This is a genomic window from Candidatus Methylomirabilota bacterium (assembly GCA_035764725.1).
GTDB lineage: Bacteria > Methylomirabilota > Methylomirabilia > Rokubacteriales > CSP1-6 > DASRWT01.
On the sequence record DASTYT010000002.1, the window covers coordinates 1 to 16,022 of the forward strand.

The window sequence follows — 16,022 nt, forward strand, 5'->3', positions numbered from 1 at the left end:
GACGACAGGCCAGGCGAAGACCAGCCCGCCCAGGACAACGCTCACCAGCCCTTCCAGCGCCACGGGCCAGGCGTCGAGTGTCCTGCCAGATACGCGCAGCGCCGCCGCCAATGTGACGATGCCGTCGAGGAACGCATAGCACCCGAAGAGGAAGACCACTGCGCCGAAGTCCGCTCGTGGCCACGCGAGCACGGTGCCACCGAACGCGAGGGCGAGAATCCCCCGGATCCCCATCAGCCACCAGTCCCGCACCAAACGCTCCATCGGCGGTCCTCCTCCGGTCGTGATTTGGGTCTTCCGCAAGCCCTGTGCCATCGATCGCACCATGGGAAATCGCACGATTCTGGCCTCGGGTCCACTTGTGCAGGGGCGAGGCGACCGCAACTGGGGCGCCGCTGCCTCACGGAGCCCGCCACCGTCGGTCGCCGTCCAGGGAATCATCCAGCGGGGCGTCGTGGCATTGGGCTTGCTCCGGTGCGCTATGGTGTCGCCGAGCAAACCGGCCCTACGCACGGAGGTCCAATGCCATGGCTCACAAAGACGCCTTCCGCCGCAGCGAAGCTCCCGAGAGATTGCTCCGCGGAGTGTCGGCGCTCACGGTCGCGCTGCTGCTGCTTGCGGCTGTCACGGCGGGCGCGGAGGAGCGTGAGCGCCACAGCGGCGTGATCACCTCGATCGGTCGGAATGGCACCTTCGTGCTGGCCGAGGTCGGGCCGTGGATGCCCGGCAGGGCCATCGTCATCACGAAGCGGACGATCAACCTCGTGGACGAGACCCAATACGCAATGACCGCGCGCGTCTGGGATTCGATGGCCGCGTTCCCTGGAGGCTTCGCCGAGTGGTCTGTCTTGCCGGACGAGGTCTACGTGGGCGACTATGTGACGGTCGAGTGCCGACGGGCGGGCAAGCGGCTGGTGGCCTTAAAGATCACCGTGACTCTCGTGGGCCCATGAGCCCGACCTCCCGGCTTGTCATATCGGCAACCCCCGGCGACCCGGCCGCTCGGCCTCACGCTTCTGCTCGAGCGCCTCCCCGCGGATCGGGGCTCGGCACATCTCGCAGATGAGGTCGTCGCTGCGGTTTCCGCACACCGCACACGGACGTACATCGGGGCCTAACACGGGCGCCGCGCCCGGGGTCGTGATGGCTCTGGCGAGCTGCGCGGGCGGAACGGTGAGCACGAGGCAGGGCGCTCGTCTCACCACCTGCTCGGCTACGCTGCCCAGGATCGCGTGGCTGATGCCGGTGCGTCCGTGAGTGCCTAGCACGATGAGGTCGATTCCGTTGTTTCGCGCGTAGTCGACGATATGGCGCCCGGCGGCGCCATGGACCAGCGCGGTCTGCACCCGCAGATCGGCCCCCAGCTGCTGAGCGACTCGCGCGAGGCTTTCGGCGGGCGGCGTCGGATCGGTGACGGGCGGCACCGCGTGGAGCACGTGCAGGCGCGCTCCGGACTCCACCGCAAGTGACCGCGCAACCCATCCCGCGACCTCGGACTCGGCCGAGAAGTCCGTGGGAAACAAGATCTCCGTGAATTTCATCTCAGCTCTCCCTTTTTCACTTCACGACCAGCACGGGCACCGGACTCTGCTTGACGACGCCCTCGGCGACGCTCCCGAGCAGGAAATGGGTCACGACGCCGGTGCCGCGGGCACCGACGACCACGAGATCGGCGCGTGTGGCCCGCGCCGCGGCGAGCAGCTCGGCCAGGGGCACTCCCGTCCGCACGACGCCCCGCGCCTTCCAGCCCGCGCGGGCGAGCCGGGTCACCGCAGCGTCAATCTGGCTCCGGGCCGTTGAGACGCGGCTGCGATTGAGGGCAGCCGCCTGCCCCGTGACCTGCGCGCGCATCGTCCCGGGCATGAGCGGCATCGACGGGACTCGCACAGGCTCCACCACGCGCACGCAGGTGACTCGGCCACCGCGCGGAGGCCGGAGCCGGGCCAGAAGCAGCGTGGCCCGGCGCGAGTGAGGAGAGCCGTCGAGACCCAGCAGCACGCGGCGGAAGCCCCTGGGGCCAGCCATGCAAGCTACCTCATCCCCTGAGGCCGCGGCTTGCCGCGGTCCAGCGCGACCTTGCGCAGTACCTCGTCCCGCTTGGCGGCGATGGCCGTCGCCGGCTTCTTCGACTTCTTGTTCTTGCCCACACTCTTCCGGATGCCCATTTCCGCCTCCTACTCGCCGAGCCGCGCCCGCGCGTCCACCGCCACCGCGCCGCTGGGGCCCGCGATCAAAGGATTGATCTCGATCTCCCCCAGCTCGGGGAGATCCACCATGAGCTGCGAGAACGACGCGACGACTTCGGCCAGTGCCTGGCGATCCGCGGGAGGCTGGCCGCGCACTCCGCGTAGCACCGGCGCCATCCGCAGCTCGTCGAGCATCAGCCGTGCCTCAGCCGGCGAGACCGGTGCCAGGCGCGCTGCCGTGTCGGCGAGGACCTCGACGTAGATCCCGCCGAAACCGACCACGACCATCGGGCCGAACTGGGCGTCCCGCACGCCCCCGAGCAGGAGCTCCGGGCCGCAATCTGAGGCCATGGCCTGAACGAGGAGACCGCGGATGACTGCGTTCGGTCGGCTGGCCGCCACGCGGGCGAGCATCGCGGCGGCGGCCCGGTGCACCGCGGCCCGATCGCGGAGGTCGAGGACGACGCCCCCCACCTCGCTCTTGTGCGTAATGTCGGGCGACACGATCTTGAGCGCCACCGGGAAGCCGATGGCGTCGGCCACCGCCGCCGCGTCGTCGGCGTTCTTGGCCAGCCGGGCAGCGACGCAGGCGATGCGATAGTCGGTCAGCAAAGGAGCCAGATCCTCCATGCCAAGCCGGCCCGGATCGGCGCCGAGCCCACCCAGCCAAGTGCGTGCCGCCCGCGTATCGGCTGGCGGGGACATTGGCGGAGCGGCGCTCCGGCGCTCCGCGAGCCGCGCCATGCCCGCCAGGGTCTTCACCGCAGGCTCGGGGAACGCGTAGCAGGGCACGCCGGCCTCCTCGAGCGTGCGCACACCGGGCGCCACCCGCACTCCCCCCACGAACGCAGCCACCACCGGGATGGGCCAGCCTCGCGTCGTCGCCGCGATCGTTCGCGCTACGCTGGCAGAGTCGGTGGCGGCCTGCGGGGTGAGCAACACGAGCACCGCGTCGGCGTGATCGCTGTCGAGCGTGTGCAGCGCGTGGCTGTAGCGGCGCGCGTCGGCATCGCCCACGAGGTCCACCGGATTGCCGAGACTGGCGGTGGCCGGCAGCCCCTCGGCCAGGCGCCGGCGGACGGACTCACCGAGCGGCTCCATGGTGAGCCCGGCGGCCCGGGCCGCGTCCGCCGCGACGATGCCGAGGCCGCCGCCGTTGGTCACGACCACGAGACGGCGGCCGCGCGGAAGCGGCTGACTGGCAAGCCCGCGGGCGAGATCGAACAGCTCCTCGACGGTGTCCACGCGCAGTGCTCCGGCCCGACGGACCGCGGCATCGAAGGCGCGATCCGATCCGGCGAGCGCGCCGGTATGGGAGGACACCGCGCGAGCGCCCTCCGGCGAGCGGCCGGTCTTGAGGATGACCACCGGCTTGACCGCCGCGGCGGCGCCGAGCGCGTCGAGGAATCGCTTGCCATCGGCGACGCCCTCGAAATAACCCGCGATCACCCGGGTCTCCGGATCGGCGGCCATGGCCTCGAGCAGATCGCTCTCGTTCACGTCGGCCTGGTTGCCGAGCGAGGCGAAGAGGGAGAAGCCGACCCGGCGTTCGCGCGCCCAGTCCAGGATCGCGACCGCCAGCGCCCCCGAATGCGAGATGAATGCGATGCCGCCAGGCTCCGGCATTCCGGGTGCGAATGTTACGTTGAGGCGGGACGACGGGCGGATCCAGCCGAGGCAGTTAGGACCCAGAACCCGCATCGTCCGGCCGCGCATCCATGCCCGCAGATCGGCCTCGCGCTGTATCCCCGCCCCACCCGTCTCCCGGAATCCGGCGGAGATCACCACGACGCCTCCCACCCGCTTGGCCGCGCACTGCTCGAGGACCGGAAGCACGCCCGCCGCGGGCACCGCAATCACCGCCAGGTCCACCGGGCCGTCCACGTCGAGCACGCTCGGCACCGCCGGGAGCCCCTGCACGTTCCTCGCGTGGGCATTCACCGGGATCACGCGGCCGCGAAAGCCGGCGGCACGCAGGTTGGCCACAACGCTGCCGCCGACCTTGAACGGATCGCGCGAGGCTCCGATCACCGCCACGCTGGCGGGATCCAGAAACGGAGCCAGCGATTCACGGGCGGGAGTCACGCGGGTTCGCGAACCATGAGCACCGGGCACGGGGCGAGGCGGACCACGCGATCCGCCACACTCCCGAGCAGCGCGCGGTCGAACCCGCTGCGACCGTGAGTGCCGATCACGATGAGATCGGCGCGCTCGTCTCGGGCCAGCGCCACGATTTCCTCGTATGGCACGCCGGTGCGGAGGGCGGCCCGCGCGGCCAGCCCTTCGCCACGCGCCTTGCCCACCCAGTCCTCGAGCGAAGATGTCGCCCACTCTCGGGCCTGTCGGTACACTTCGCGCACGCTCCCCATCGAGAAGGGGCCCTCGCGGTAGAGCGGGGCCTCGCTCAAGACATGGGTCAGGACCAGCTCGCCACGGGAGGTCGCGGCGACGCGGCGGGCGAGACTCCACGCCTCCTCCGAGCAGGACGAAAAGTCCGTGGCGACGACGATGCGATAGAACATGGTGGCACCTCCCTCCTGCAATGGCTAGCTTGCAACGCGAGTGCCATTGAAGACGATTGCCAATTCAAGGCCTTGGCTGCGTACCGGCGTGCGGACCGAGGCGGCGATGTCCCCGCCGTGGCGCCGACGCCCCAGTGATCAAGCGGCCCCAAGCCTTCCAGATCTCCAACGCTCCGACCGGCCACAGCACCCCCACGGCCAGCCCGAGCCAGTGTGCGCTGCCGAGCGGCGCGGTGCCGAGCAGTCGGGCCAGCGGCCCATACTCGATGGCCAGCCACTGCAGCCCGAAGAGAACGACGAGTGACGACGGCACCCAGGGATTCGGCGGAAGCTGCCACCAGTTCAGCTTCGTGGAGCGGCAATTCATGGCCTGAAAAGGATGGATCAGCACGAGTGCCGTGAAGGCCATCGTGTTCGCCACCGCTCCTGCTCCCTCGCTCCAGATCACCCAGAGATAGGCGCTGAGCACTCCCGCGGCCAATAGCGCGCCCTCGACGAGGACGCGCAACCCGAAGCGCCCGGTGACCAGCGCCTCGGCTGGATCGCGGGGTGGCCGCCGCATGACCTGGTCATCGGCTGGATCCCGGATCAGGGCCATCGCCGGCAGGATGTCGGTGACCAGGTTCACCCAGAGGATCTGCAGCGGGAGGAGCGGCGTCGGACAGCCGAGCAGGATCGCCACGAAGACGGTGAGGATCTCGGACAAGTTGCAGGAGAAGAGAAAGTGGATCACCTTCCTCAGGTTGGCGTAGATGACCCGGCCTTCCCGGACCGCCTCGACGATCGTGGCGAAGTTGTCGTCGGTCAGCACCAGGTCCGACGCCTCGCGCGCCACGTCGGTGCCGTGACGGCCCATCGCGATCCCGATATCGGCGCGGACGAGCGCGGGGGCGTCGTTGACGCCGTCGCCGGTCATGGCCACGATCTCGCCGCGGTCCTGGAGCTCGGCGACGAGGGCGAGCTTACCCTCGGGGCTCATCCGGCTCCGGATCGCCTCGGGGGCGAGCCCGAGCTGTCGGCCCACCGACTCCGCGGTGAGCTGCTGATCGCCGGTCAGCATGATCGTGCGGATGCCGGCATCCTCGCACGCCGCGATCGATCCACTCACGGCCGGCCGCACTGGGTCCGTCGCACCCAGAAACCCCAGGAACACCAGGTCCTCCACCGCAGCGCCCTCGATGTCGGGAACCGGCCGCCAGGCGATGGCGAGCACGCGGAGGCCCTCGCGAGCGAGCGCACGGTTCTCTTCGAGCAGCCGGACCCGATCTTCAGGCGACAAGGGGACCAGGCCGTCGGCGGTGTGGAGTCGAGTCGAGCGCTCCAGGATCACTGCGGGCGCGCCCTTGGCGAGCAGGACTGGACCCCGGCCCGGCATCACGTGGAACGTTGCCATCATGCGGCTGACCGGATCGAACGGGATCTCGCGCCGGCGGGGCCACGCCCGCGCGAGCTCGGCCGGCTCTAGCTTCGCCTTGACCGCCGCCACCAGCAGCGCGGCCTCGGTCGGGTCGCCTTGCAGGTGCAGCCCGTCCGGCGCCGGCCGGAGGCTCGCGTCGTTGCAGAGGGCCGCGGCGGTCAGCAACAGCGTGAGATGCGGCTCGGCGATCGGGAGCACCAGGGCCCCGCCCCTCTCGGTGAAGCTGCCCTTGCTCGCCCGGCCTCCGCCTCCGACGTCGATGCGACGGCGCCCCAGCACGATCGACGTCACCGTCATCTGGTTCTCGGTCATGGTGCCGGTCTTGTCGGCGCAGATCACGGTGGTCGAGCCGAGGGTCTCCACCGCGGCCAGCCGCCTCACCAGCGCGCCGCGACGGGCAAGCCGCCAGAGGCCGGCCGCGAGCGCGAGCGAGAGCACCGCGGGAAGCCCTTCGGGCACCGCCGCGACGGCGAGACTGATGGCGGTCTCCAGCATGAGACCGATCGGCTCGCCATGCAGGATACCGGCGAGCCCCACGATGGCGCAGATGACCAGGGTCAGGACGATCAAGCGCCGGCCCAGCCCTTCGACCTGGCGCTCGAGCGGTGTCGCCCGGGACTCGGTCGAGGCGACGAGCTGGCCGATCCGCCCGAGCTCCGTCGCGGCACCGGTCGTGGTGACGAGAGCAGCCCCGCTGCCGGACAGGATCGTGGTGCCGAGGTGGACCATGTTGGCTCGCTCGGCGAGCGGGCTGTCGGAAGCGGGTCGCGCCGCGGCGTCCTTCCACACCGGGGCGCTCTCGCCGGTGAGGGCCGACTCGTTCACCTGCAGCGCGGCACTCCGCAGCAGCCGCGCATCCGCGGCCACCGTCGCCCCCGCCTCCAGGATCAGGACATCGCCGGGAACCAGGTCGACCGCGGCCACGTGAGTCGGATGACCGTCGCGCCGCACGAGCGCCTGCGGCACCGCGAGCGCCCGAAGATTGGCCAGCGAGACTCGCGCCCGCCATTCGGCCGCGAAGCCGATGGCCGCGTTCAGGACGAGCGCGGCCAGGATCGTGATGGCCTCGACCCGCTCCCCCAGCGTCGCCGCCACCGCCGCGGCCGCGAGGAGGAGCAGCACCACCAGGCTCTTGAACTGGGCGAGGGCCAGGCGCCAGAGCGGGGTCTCCCGGTAATCGACGACTCGATTGGGCCCGACGGCGCGCAGCCGACGCTCCGCCTCGGCTGTGCTCAGCCCGGCATCGACCTCGGTGGTCGTATGCGTCTGCATCGCACGCGGGAACCCTTTCCTAAGCCCCGGTGTCCCGGCCGTCGGCCAGGCCCGACTGCACGGCGGCCATGAGCGCCGACGCCGCGAATGGCTTGGATATGAACATGGTGGCTCCCGCCGCGAGGGCAGCCCTCCGGCTCTGCTCCGAGGGATAGCCGGTGACCACGATGACCGGAGGAGGATTCAGGACACCCCGGGCCGCCCGCACCACGTCGAGGCCGCTGCCGTCCGGTAGGCGCACATCCGAGATGACCAGGTGGGGATGCTTGCGTCCGACCGCGTCGATCCCGGCGGCCCGGGTGGTCGCCGTGACGACGTCGTACCCCTGACGCCGGAGCAAGCGCTCGTAGGTGGCCAGAAAATCGGTCTCATCATCGACCACCAGCACGATCTTGCCCACCCTGGTCTCCGGAATCATGTGCGCCGGGCGAGCTCAGGAGTTGCCATGTGGACGAAGGCGCGCAGCATGTCGGTCTCGGTCACGATGCCGACCAACCGTCCTCCATCCATCACGGGCAGCGCCCCGATCTTGTGGTCAAGCATCAGTCTCGCGGCATCGGGGGCGGGCCGCTCCGGCCCCACCGTGATCACGGTCCTCGTCATGACCTTCTCGACCGTGAGCTTGGTCAGCAGAAAGTTCAACTCCCACACCGACAGGCTCGTCGCCTGAGAGGGCAAGCTGAGGCGGATGTCTCGGTCGGTGACGATGCCGAGCAGCTCCGGGCCCGAAGCGATCACCGGCAGGTGCCGAATCTTCTGCTTCAGCATCTCCTGACGGGCGTCCAGTACCGGCGTTTCCGGCGACACGGTGATCACCGTTCGCGTCATCAGGTCCGCGACAATCATGATGTTCGTTCCTCCTCAACCGCAGGAAGAGTGCAACGCCAATGCCACGGAGAAAAGTGCGGCAAAACGGGCTCTTGAACGTCTCGGCGTCGAGGCGCTCGTGAGGCGGGTCTTCCCCGCTGAGGCGCGCCCGCCCCGGTGTGGTGCGGCCCCGCAGGGTTGCCCCGCTACGTTGCGAAGCGTCGATAGAACCAGCGCTTCACGACCTCCACGAGAGCCAGATACGCGACCACCATGGCGATCAAGACGGCAAAGAAGGGCAGCGGAAGGGGTACGAAGCCGATCCAAGGGCCCACGGGGGTGAACGGCAGCACGGCGCCCACCACCGCGCTGCCGGTCACGCCGAGCGCAAGAGCTCGACTGGGCCGGCTCTGCCATGGCCGGTCCGCGGTGCGAATGACGAAGATCACGAGCGTCTGGGTGGCCAGCGACTCGACGAACCATCCGGTCCGGAACAGGGCCTCGTCGGCCCGGAACACGCCCAGCATCACCGCAAAGGTCAGGAAGTCGAACGCCGAAGACAGCGGGCCGAGCAGGAGCATGTAGCGCCGGATGAACGCAATGTTCCATCGCTTGGGCTTCTGCATGTAGGTCTCGTCCACCCGGTCCGACGGAATGGACACCTGGGATACATCGTAGAGGAAGTTGTTGATCAGGATCTGCAGCGGCAGCATGGGCAAGAACGGCAGGAAGACCGACGCCGCCGCCATGCTGAGCATGTTGCCGAAGTTCGAGCTGGTGCCCATCAGCACGTACTTCATGATGTTGCCGAAGCTCCGGCGCCCCTCCATGACGCCGTCGTGCAAGACCGACAAGCGCTTCTCGAGGAGAATGATGTCCGCCGCCTCGCGGGCCACGTCGACCGCGTTCTGCACCGAGATCCCCACGTCGGCCGAGCGCAGCGCCGGCGCGTCGTTGATGCCGTCCCCGATGCAGCCCACCACGTGGCCGCGAGCGTGCAACGCCCGCACGATGCGGTTCTTCTGCATCGGCGACACTCTCGCGAAGATCTGTGTCCGCTCCGCCACCACCCCGAGCGCCGGGTCGGACATCTGCTCGACCGCATCCCCGAGGACGATCTCCCCTGGCTCGAGCCCGACCTGCTGGCAGATCTTGCGGGTCACCAGGTCGTTGTCTCCGGTGATGATCTTGACCTCGATCCCGTCGGCCCGCAGCGCGCGCAGCGTCTCGGCTACGCCCTCGAGGGGTGGGTCGAGGAATGCGGCGAATCCCACGAGCACGAGGTCTCGCTCGTCGGCCTTCGTATAGATCGGTCGCGCCTCGATCTCCCGGTAGGCGACCGCGAGCACCCGGTACCCCTCTTGACTCAGTCGACGGAAGAGCCCTTCCGCGGTGGCAAGCCCGTCCGCGTCCAAGGGTGTGATCGCTCCCTTGAGCTCGCTCGCGGTGCACGCGGGCAGCACGCTCTCGGGCGCGCCCTTGGTGATCAGCAGCCGGCGCGCCTCCTCTCGCACGATCACGGACACGCGACGCCGCTGGAAGTCGAACGGGATCTCGTCCACACGTTCATAGCAGCTGATCGCCGGATGCTCGTGCTTCAGGATCGCCTCGTCCATCGGGCTTCGTAGCCCGGTCTGGTAGACGCTGTTCAGCGCGGCCAGCCGGATCACGGTCTCATCGTCCTCGCCGCGAAGATTCAGATGGCAATCGACCGTGATCTCCCCGACGGTCAAGGTACCCGTCTTGTCGCTGCAGAGGATGTCCAGGCTGCCGAAGTTCTCGATGGCCGCGAGCTGCTTGACGATCACTTTCTTGCGGGCCATCCGGACCGCGCCGCTCGAGAGCGTCACGGACACCACCATGGGGAGGAGCTCGGGGGTCAATCCCACCGCCAGAGCGACGGAGAAGAGAAATGACTCGAGAATGTCTCGACGCAGAAGCGCATTGACCAGGAACACAAAGAGGACGAGGAATACCACCATCTGCAGGATCAGGAAGCCGAACCGACGCGTGCCGCGCTCGAATTCGGTCTCGGGGACGCGTCCCACCAGCCCGGCGGCAACCTGGCCGAATTCCGTGGCGGCCCCGGTGGTCACCACCACGGCGACTCCCAGCCCACTCACCACCGAGGTCCCGCGGAAGACCGCCACGGCTTCCGGCCCCGCGTCGGGCGACGCCGTCGCTCCTCCCTCGGCCTGTTTCTCGCGCGGGAGCGACTCGCCGGTGAGCAACGCCTCGTTCACGAACAAATCTCGCGTGGAGATCAGGCGAGCGTCCGCGGGCACCAGGTCGCCCGCCTTCAAGTGGATCACGTCGCCCACCACCATCTCACGCACCGGGATCTCGCGCTCCTGGCCATCGCGGAGCACGGTGGCCATCTGGGCGACCTGCCGTCTCAACCGCGCGGCCGCCGCCTGCGACCGGTAGGCCTGGCTGAAGTTCAAGGCCACGCTCAGCACGATCATCAAGACGATCACCGCCGCGCTGACGCCCTGACCGAAGGCGGCCGACACCGAGCTGGCCACCAGCAGGATCAGGACGAGCGGATTGGCCAGCTGATGCAGCAGCTCGCGCACGGCCGCGAACCGCGGCGGAGGCGCGACCTCATTGGGTCCGTGTGCAGCGAAGCGCGCGGCCGCCTCGGCCGAGGACAGACCTCGAACCGAGCTCCCCGCGCCGGCCAGAGCCTGATGGAGCTCCGCCGCCCAAGGGCGCGGCCCGCCCATCTAGCTTCCTCCTCCGTAGCGCGCCGTGATGAGGATGTCGATCATCGCCCGGAGATCCGCAAGCTCCCCGCGCTGGAAGCGGACCTCCGCCTTGCCGATCTGGCGCGCCAGCTCCGTGTCCCCGAACACGTCGCGGACCCAGCGGGAGAAGTCCCCTCGGCCGGCGTGGTGCGTGAGGATGTCGCCGGGCACGGGGCCGGCCACCTGACGGAAGGACTGCAGGCTGTTGGCCGAGGCCAGCGCTCGCCCGTGCGAGCTCCGGAACACGAATTCACGGCCCGGAGCGACGACTGAATCCACGTACTTATCTCGCGGATCCGCCGAATCGCGCGGTCGACCAGGGCGAGCTTCTTCCCGTGTGGCAGCATCGACAGATCGAGGATTGCCGAGGCGGATGGATTGTGCTGCATGGACTCCAGCGCGTAGTCCACGTCGGATGGTTCGCGTACATCCGTCCACGACGCGCCAGGCAGGCGCGACAGCACCCGATAGTCTCTCCCTCCGGATCGATCACACACACGGCGTAGCGTGCCGAGACCAGGCGCTCCGAAGAGCGCCAGGTCGTTCTCCGCATCACCCCGAGCCAGCACGTCGTGCGGCGACAGCTCCAGGAAGCGCAGGACCTGCTCGACCCCCGACCCTTTCGACAGCCCGGACGGCAGCAGCATGAGGGCGGCCCGATTCGTAATGAGATCGCGGCTGACGCCGGCCGTGCTCAGGGCCTCCCGGACCGCCATCTCGTCGGCGCGGGCGGTGCTGACGATCACCCGGCCCGCCTGGTAGTAGGTGCCCCGGCGGTCGAGCTCGGCCAGAAGCCGGGCCGGAACGGCCGGCCCGAGATCCCGGATCATCGCGGAGCCCGGATGGTAGATCACCGATCCATTCTCGGCCACCACCGCGTCGAACAGCTCCAAGCAGTCACAGACCCGGGTCAGCTCGAAGAAGGTCCGCCCCGTGACGAGGATCAGTCGGACCCCCATCCGCCGAGCTTGCTCGAGCGATCCCTTGACCTCTGGTTCGACGCGGTCCTCGACCGCCAAAGTGCCGTCGACGTCGCATGCGAGCGCCTTGAACGGGATCAAGGGATTCGCCTGGCCCGCGCCCCGGCCGAAGGGAACCAGCGCCGCAGCGCAAGGTGCGTCGGAAGACAGAAACCCAGCAGGTTGATCGCCGCGACGGTCAGGACCCAGCGATGGGGCGCCATCCACGCCTGCGGATGATCATCCGTCAACCCATACACATAGTTGACGTTGACGGCCGCGTGGGGGGCGGACGGGGACGGCGGCGGGGCCGGTGCGAACGCATACGAGACGAAGAGCACCACGAGCACCACCACGGATTGCGCCGCCAACGCTCGGGAATCATACCCGACCCGCCACGTCAGCCAGAGGAGCAGGAAGGGCAGCCATCCGTGGAACGACGACAGGAGTCTCAAGGAAAGGGAGAGACTCGGATCCAGCATGTAGGCGGTCACTCCGGTCACGTGAATCCCCAGGGTCAGCCGACACAGCAGATCGATGACCCAGAGCAGCTGAGGTACGACGATCGCGATCGCCTGCATGCTGACCAGGAGCGAACTCTCCAGCCACAGCGCGGGAGCGGTCGCCAGCATCGCGATGTCGCAGAAGTAGAGGAAGTTCCACGGCGTGTACGTGACCCAATAACAGGGGACGACGATCGCCACGTATGCCGAGTATGCGACCTTCAGCCAGAGCGGCACTCGGGGCAATCGAGCGCACCTCTCAACCGAAGCGTGCCGGTGATGCCCCGATCGTCGAGCTCGGCGACGTCGAAACGTCGCCAGATCGACCCGGGGCATCACCTCCCACGCGTCTCCCTATTCCGCCTTGATCGGGATCGTCGTGCCCTTGGCCGCGGCCGTCTTCGGCATCGTCACGGTCAGCAGACCGTTCTTGAAAGTTGCCGTGACCTTGCTCCCGTCCACCCCGATCGGCAGGCGCACGGTGCGGGTGAACGTGCCGTACGAACGCTCGACGCGATGATACCGCTCGTCTTTCTCCTCCTTTTCGTGCCTCTTCTCGCCCTTGATCGTCAGCAGATTCTCCTGCAGCGAGATCTGGATGTCCTTCTCATCCATCCCGGGGGCTTCGACCTTCGCGACGAGGCTGTCCTTCGTCTCCGAGATGTCCATGCTCGGGGCCCAGTCACCCAGGGGCGGGAACTCCTCCCATTTGTGCTCGAAGACTCGCTCGAGCATCCGATCCATCTCCTGCTTCAGGCTGCCGATTCCACTCCACGGTGTGAGCGCGCGCATTGTCGATCCTCCCTTTGGTTTGAGCGATGAGACTGGCGCCACGGTCCCACCCGGGCGACCGGTGCATCGCAAATGCCAGTCGGAGATCGCGCCGATTCAGCCACTTAGGAATCCCCTCACCCATGACTCCCGCGGCGCGGATGCCTCGCTGGGGTCGCTCCGCCCCAATGGGGTGATCCCGACGTGCTCGATATCGCTGACCTTTGGCTTCGGCATCCGCGTTGCACGTCCGGCTTCCCGATGACGGCGCATGACCACGAATACCCGAGCGATCTCGAACGTGACATCACGCTCGGCGATGGAGCTCGGATCCACCTGCGAGCGATCAGACCGGACGATGAGGAGCGCTTGATCTCCTTTCACGATCACCTTACCGGGCAGACCGCCTACCAGCGCTTCTTCAACGCCTTGAGGCATCTGCCGCGCGCCACGGCTCACTTCCTCGCCAACGTGGACTACCGGCGGCGGCTCGCGCTGGTCGCCGAGCATGGAGAAGGCGCTTGCCGCACGCTGGTGGGCGTTGCCCGCTATGACTGCACTGACCAGCCGGACATCGCCGAGATCGCCTTCGTGATCAGGGACGACTGGCAGAACCGCGGGCTCGGCACGATCCTGCTGGAGGCCCTCTTGACGGCGGCGGCAGAGCGCGGGATCGACCGGTTCCGTGCCTACGTCCTGGCCTCCAATGGACGGATGCTCGACATGTTGACTCGCTTCACCGATATCCGCGAGCGCCAGACCGAAGGGGGCGTGACCGAGCTCCTCCTCACCCGCCGTCCTCCTCCGAGCGGCCGGCGCTCACGCTAGGCGCCTGACGGTCACCGCAGCGATCCGAGATAGGCCGCCAGCGCCTCGACCTCGGAGTCGCTCAGCTCGATCTTCGGCATGTGCGCGGTCGGGCGCTGCATCGACGGATCTTGCAGCCAGCGGGTCAGATAAGCCCGGTCCCGCTTGGCTCCGATATGCGAGAGATCGGGCGCGATCGGCGTCCCCACCGCCCCGATGGTGTGACAGCCGAAGCAACCCTGATCACGAAAGATCGTCTGGCCGGCGTTGCGATCCTGGGCGTGGCCGCTCGAGGTCATCAGGGCGATCGCGCCGAGCAGCAGCATCGACTTGAAGATCACGGACTTACCTCCTGGGCGGCCTGCCAGCGGACCCGCCAGCGGCCTCCTTCATGGCACGGGACCTCGTGGCGGCCTCGATCACGGCGAGGCGAACCGCTTCCGGAATCTCGTCGATCCGAGCGACCCGATGCCCGTTGGCGGCCAGGGCGGCGCGCGGCATGAGCGGCGTCGTGGCCTCGGCCGGATTTTGCACGATCGTGGCGCCGCCCGCGCGTCGGATCGCCGCCAGCCCGGCCGCGCCATCGCTGCCAGCGCCCGAGAGCAGCACCCCAACCGCGCGCGGGCCGCACACGCGGGCCACCGAGTCGAAGAGCACGTCGATGGACGGTCGAGAGAAGCGGACCTTGGGCCCCGCATCAAGTCCCACGTGGCCGTCGGAAACGATCAGATGCAGGTCGGGCGGAGCCAGGTAGACCACACCGGGCCGCAGCGGCTCCCCCGCCACCGCGTCCTTGACCGGAAGCGCGATCTTGCGGCTGAGCAGACGGCTCAGCTTCGAGATATGCGTCGGGCTGACGTGCCGGACCACGAGAATCGCCGCCTGGAGGCCCTCGCGAAGCGGTCCCAGAACTCGCTGCAGGGCCACGATACCGTCATGAGAAACGCCGACGGCGACCACGACGAGCGTAGAAGTAGGCTGGGCGTCTTCCTCGACTCGGCCAGCGGCGTCTGGCTCGCTTACCTTGCTCGGCATGACATTCGTTTGGGCAAGGCGTATGCCAGATCTGGGGAAGCGAACTTTCAATACCTTACCCCCGGGGCACCTCACCGTCGCGCTGGAGGCCGCGCCCCAGGTGAGGCATCGGATCCCTCGGCCTCCGCGGCCGCCACGGCCTCGATCCCGCGTACTACCGCGTCCGGGTTGAGCGAGATGCTGGTGATCCCCTTCCCGACCAGGAATCGGATGAGGTCGGGATAGTCGCTCGGGGCCTGGCCACAGATCCCCACCTTGCGCCCCGCGCTTCGCGCCGCATCCACTATCATGCCGATCATGGCGAGGACCGCTGGATTGCGCTCATCGAACTCGGGCGCCAGGAGCTCCGAGTCCCGATCCACGCCCAGCACGAGCTGGGTGAGGTCGTTGGACCCGATCGAGAAGCCGTCGAAGAGGGCCGCGAACTCGTCGGCCAGGATCGCGTTGGATGGGATCTCCGCCATCACGTAGACCTCGAGGCCGTCGTCGCCACGCGCGAGACCATTGGCCGCGAGGAGATCGAGGACCCGCCGGCCCTCGGCCGGGGTCCGGCAGAACGGGACCATCAGCTTCACGTTGGTGAGGCCCATCTGCTTCCGGACCCGCTGCAGCGCGCGGCACTCGAGCCCGAACGCCTCGCGGTAGCGCGGATGGGCGTACCGGAACGCGCCCCGGAACCCGAGCATCGGGTTGCCCTCCTCCGGCTCGAAGCCGCGACCGCCCAGGAGCCCCGCGTACTCGCTCGACTTGAAGTCCGAGAGGCGCACGATCACGTCCTTGGGGTAGAAGGCGGCCGCGATCATCCCGACGCCCTCGGCCAGCCGCTCCACGAAGTACTCGCCGCGGTCGGCGTACCCGGCGGTGAGCGCGTCGATCTCGGCCCGCGCCGCCGCGTCGGCGACGCGCTCCGGGTGGAGCAGAGCGAGCGGATGCACCCGCACGAAGCTCGCGATGATGAACTCGATGCGCGCCAGCCCCACCCCGTCGTTGGGCAGG

18 protein-coding genes are annotated in these 16,022 nt (G+C 68.7%); 2 read left to right on the plus strand and 16 right to left on the minus strand.

Translation table 11 applies throughout. The features are described 5' to 3' along the window. Nucleotides 1–264, minus strand: a 264-nt coding sequence (locus tag VFX14_00050) for a DUF308 domain-containing protein (GenBank protein ID HEU5188056.1), incomplete at its 3' end; no start/stop codon positions are given. 263 nt (nt 265–527) lie between these two features. Here VFX14_00050 and VFX14_00055 point away from each other — a divergent pair. Continuing rightward, on the plus strand, nt 528–953 hold the full coding sequence (locus VFX14_00055; protein ID HEU5188057.1) for a hypothetical protein: 426 nt from the start codon (nt 528–530) through the stop codon (nt 951–953). An 18-nt stretch (nt 954–971) separates the two neighbouring features. Here VFX14_00055 and VFX14_00060 read toward each other — a convergent pair whose 3' ends face one another. The 12 genes from VFX14_00060 to VFX14_00115 form a co-directional block, all read right to left on the minus strand. Continuing rightward, entirely contained in the window at nt 972–1,541 is a 570-nt protein-coding gene (locus VFX14_00060; protein ID HEU5188058.1) for a universal stress protein, read from the minus strand. Nucleotides 1,542–1,557: 16 nt separating this feature from the next. Then, entirely contained in the window at nt 1,558–2,025 is a 468-nt protein-coding gene (locus VFX14_00065) for a universal stress protein (GenBank protein HEU5188059.1), read from the minus strand. Between the two features lie 5 nt (nt 2,026–2,030). Then, nucleotides 2,031–2,165, minus strand: a complete 135-nt coding sequence (locus VFX14_00070; GenBank protein ID HEU5188060.1) for a hypothetical protein — start codon at nt 2,163–2,165, stop codon at nt 2,031–2,033. 9 nt (nt 2,166–2,174) lie between these two features. Next, nucleotides 2,175–4,223, minus strand: coding sequence for an acetate--CoA ligase family protein (locus VFX14_00075; protein HEU5188061.1), 2,049 nt, complete (start codon nt 4,221–4,223; stop codon nt 2,175–2,177). A gap of 44 nt (nt 4,224–4,267) precedes the next feature. Next, complete coding sequence (locus VFX14_00080; protein ID HEU5188062.1) at nt 4,268–4,708, minus strand: universal stress protein; 441 nt, start codon at nt 4,706–4,708, stop codon at nt 4,268–4,270. Nucleotides 4,709–4,772: 64 nt separating this feature from the next. Next, a complete protein-coding gene (locus VFX14_00085) occupies nt 4,773–7,397 on the minus strand; it encodes a cation-translocating P-type ATPase (GenBank protein ID HEU5188063.1) in 2,625 nt (874 codons plus the stop codon). A 19-nt stretch (nt 7,398–7,416) separates the two neighbouring features. Beyond that, nucleotides 7,417–7,797 carry a response regulator gene (locus VFX14_00090; protein ID HEU5188064.1) on the minus strand — a complete coding sequence of 127 codons (381 nt, stop codon included), beginning with the start codon at nt 7,795–7,797 and terminating at the stop codon, nt 7,417–7,419. A 14-nt stretch (nt 7,798–7,811) separates the two neighbouring features. Continuing rightward, nucleotides 7,812–8,243, minus strand: coding sequence for a CBS domain-containing protein (locus tag VFX14_00095; GenBank protein HEU5188065.1), 432 nt, complete (start codon nt 8,241–8,243; stop codon nt 7,812–7,814). Between the two features lie 167 nt (nt 8,244–8,410). After that, complete coding sequence (mgtA, locus tag VFX14_00100; protein HEU5188066.1) at nt 8,411–10,930, minus strand: magnesium-translocating P-type ATPase; 2,520 nt, start codon at nt 10,928–10,930, stop codon at nt 8,411–8,413. Between the two features lie 41 nt (nt 10,931–10,971). Next, a complete protein-coding gene (locus VFX14_00105; protein HEU5188067.1) occupies nt 10,972–12,012 on the minus strand; it encodes an HAD hydrolase family protein in 1,041 nt (346 codons plus the stop codon). Further along, on the minus strand, nt 12,009–12,614 hold the full coding sequence (locus tag VFX14_00110; GenBank protein HEU5188068.1) for a hypothetical protein: 606 nt from the start codon (nt 12,612–12,614) through the stop codon (nt 12,009–12,011). The genes VFX14_00105 and VFX14_00110 overlap by 4 nt, the downstream gene beginning before the upstream one ends. 153 nt (nt 12,615–12,767) lie before the next feature. Further along, nucleotides 12,768–13,205, minus strand: a complete 438-nt coding sequence (locus VFX14_00115) for an Hsp20/alpha crystallin family protein (GenBank protein ID HEU5188069.1) — start codon at nt 13,203–13,205, stop codon at nt 12,768–12,770. Nucleotides 13,206–13,388: 183 nt separating this feature from the next. Between VFX14_00115 and VFX14_00120 the strand changes: the two genes are divergently transcribed. Continuing rightward, nucleotides 13,389–14,012, plus strand: a complete 624-nt coding sequence (locus VFX14_00120) for a GNAT family N-acetyltransferase (GenBank protein ID HEU5188070.1) — start codon at nt 13,389–13,391, stop codon at nt 14,010–14,012. Nucleotides 14,013–14,023: 11 nt separating this feature from the next. On the opposite strand, the gene VFX14_00125 is transcribed toward VFX14_00120, so the two are convergent. The 3 genes from VFX14_00125 to VFX14_00135 all read right to left on the minus strand — a co-directional run. Further along, nucleotides 14,024–14,332: a cytochrome c gene (locus VFX14_00125; GenBank protein HEU5188071.1), complete on the minus strand. Its 309-nt coding sequence runs from the start codon at nt 14,330–14,332 to the stop codon at nt 14,024–14,026. A gap of 4 nt (nt 14,333–14,336) precedes the next feature. Next, a complete protein-coding gene (locus tag VFX14_00130) occupies nt 14,337–14,951 on the minus strand; it encodes a chemotaxis protein CheB (protein HEU5188072.1) in 615 nt (204 codons plus the stop codon). A gap of 146 nt (nt 14,952–15,097) precedes the next feature. Beyond that, on the minus strand, nt 15,098–16,022 hold a 925-nt coding region (locus tag VFX14_00135; GenBank protein ID HEU5188073.1), incomplete at its 5' end, for a putative PEP-binding protein.

What these genes read in the sequence shown, in the direction of transcription:
- VFX14_00065 (HEU5188059.1), bottom strand. Translation starts at nt 2,025, where the DNA reads ATGGCTGGCCCCAGGGGCTTCCGCCGCGTGCTGCTGGGTCTCGACGGC.
- VFX14_00060 (HEU5188058.1), bottom strand. Translation starts at nt 1,541, where the DNA reads ATGAAATTCACGGAGATCTTGTTTCCCACGGACTTCTCGGCCGAGTCC.
- VFX14_00115 (HEU5188069.1), bottom strand. Translation starts at nt 13,205, where the DNA reads ATGCGCGCGCTCACACCGTGGAGTGGAATCGGCAGCCTGAAGCAGGAG.
- VFX14_00095 (HEU5188065.1), bottom strand. Translation starts at nt 8,243, where the DNA reads ATGATTGTCGCGGACCTGATGACGCGAACGGTGATCACCGTGTCGCCG.
- VFX14_00070 (HEU5188060.1), bottom strand. Translation starts at nt 2,165, where the DNA reads ATGGGCATCCGGAAGAGTGTGGGCAAGAACAAGAAGTCGAAGAAGCCG.
- VFX14_00085 (HEU5188063.1), bottom strand. Translation starts at nt 7,397, where the DNA reads ATGCAGACGCATACGACCACCGAGGTCGATGCCGGGCTGAGCACAGCC.
- VFX14_00055 (HEU5188057.1), top strand. Translation starts at nt 528, where the DNA reads ATGGCTCACAAAGACGCCTTCCGCCGCAGCGAAGCTCCCGAGAGATTG.
- mgtA (HEU5188066.1), bottom strand. Translation starts at nt 10,930, where the DNA reads ATGGGCGGGCCGCGCCCTTGGGCGGCGGAGCTCCATCAGGCTCTGGCC.
- VFX14_00080 (HEU5188062.1), bottom strand. Translation starts at nt 4,708, where the DNA reads ATGTTCTATCGCATCGTCGTCGCCACGGACTTTTCGTCCTGCTCGGAG.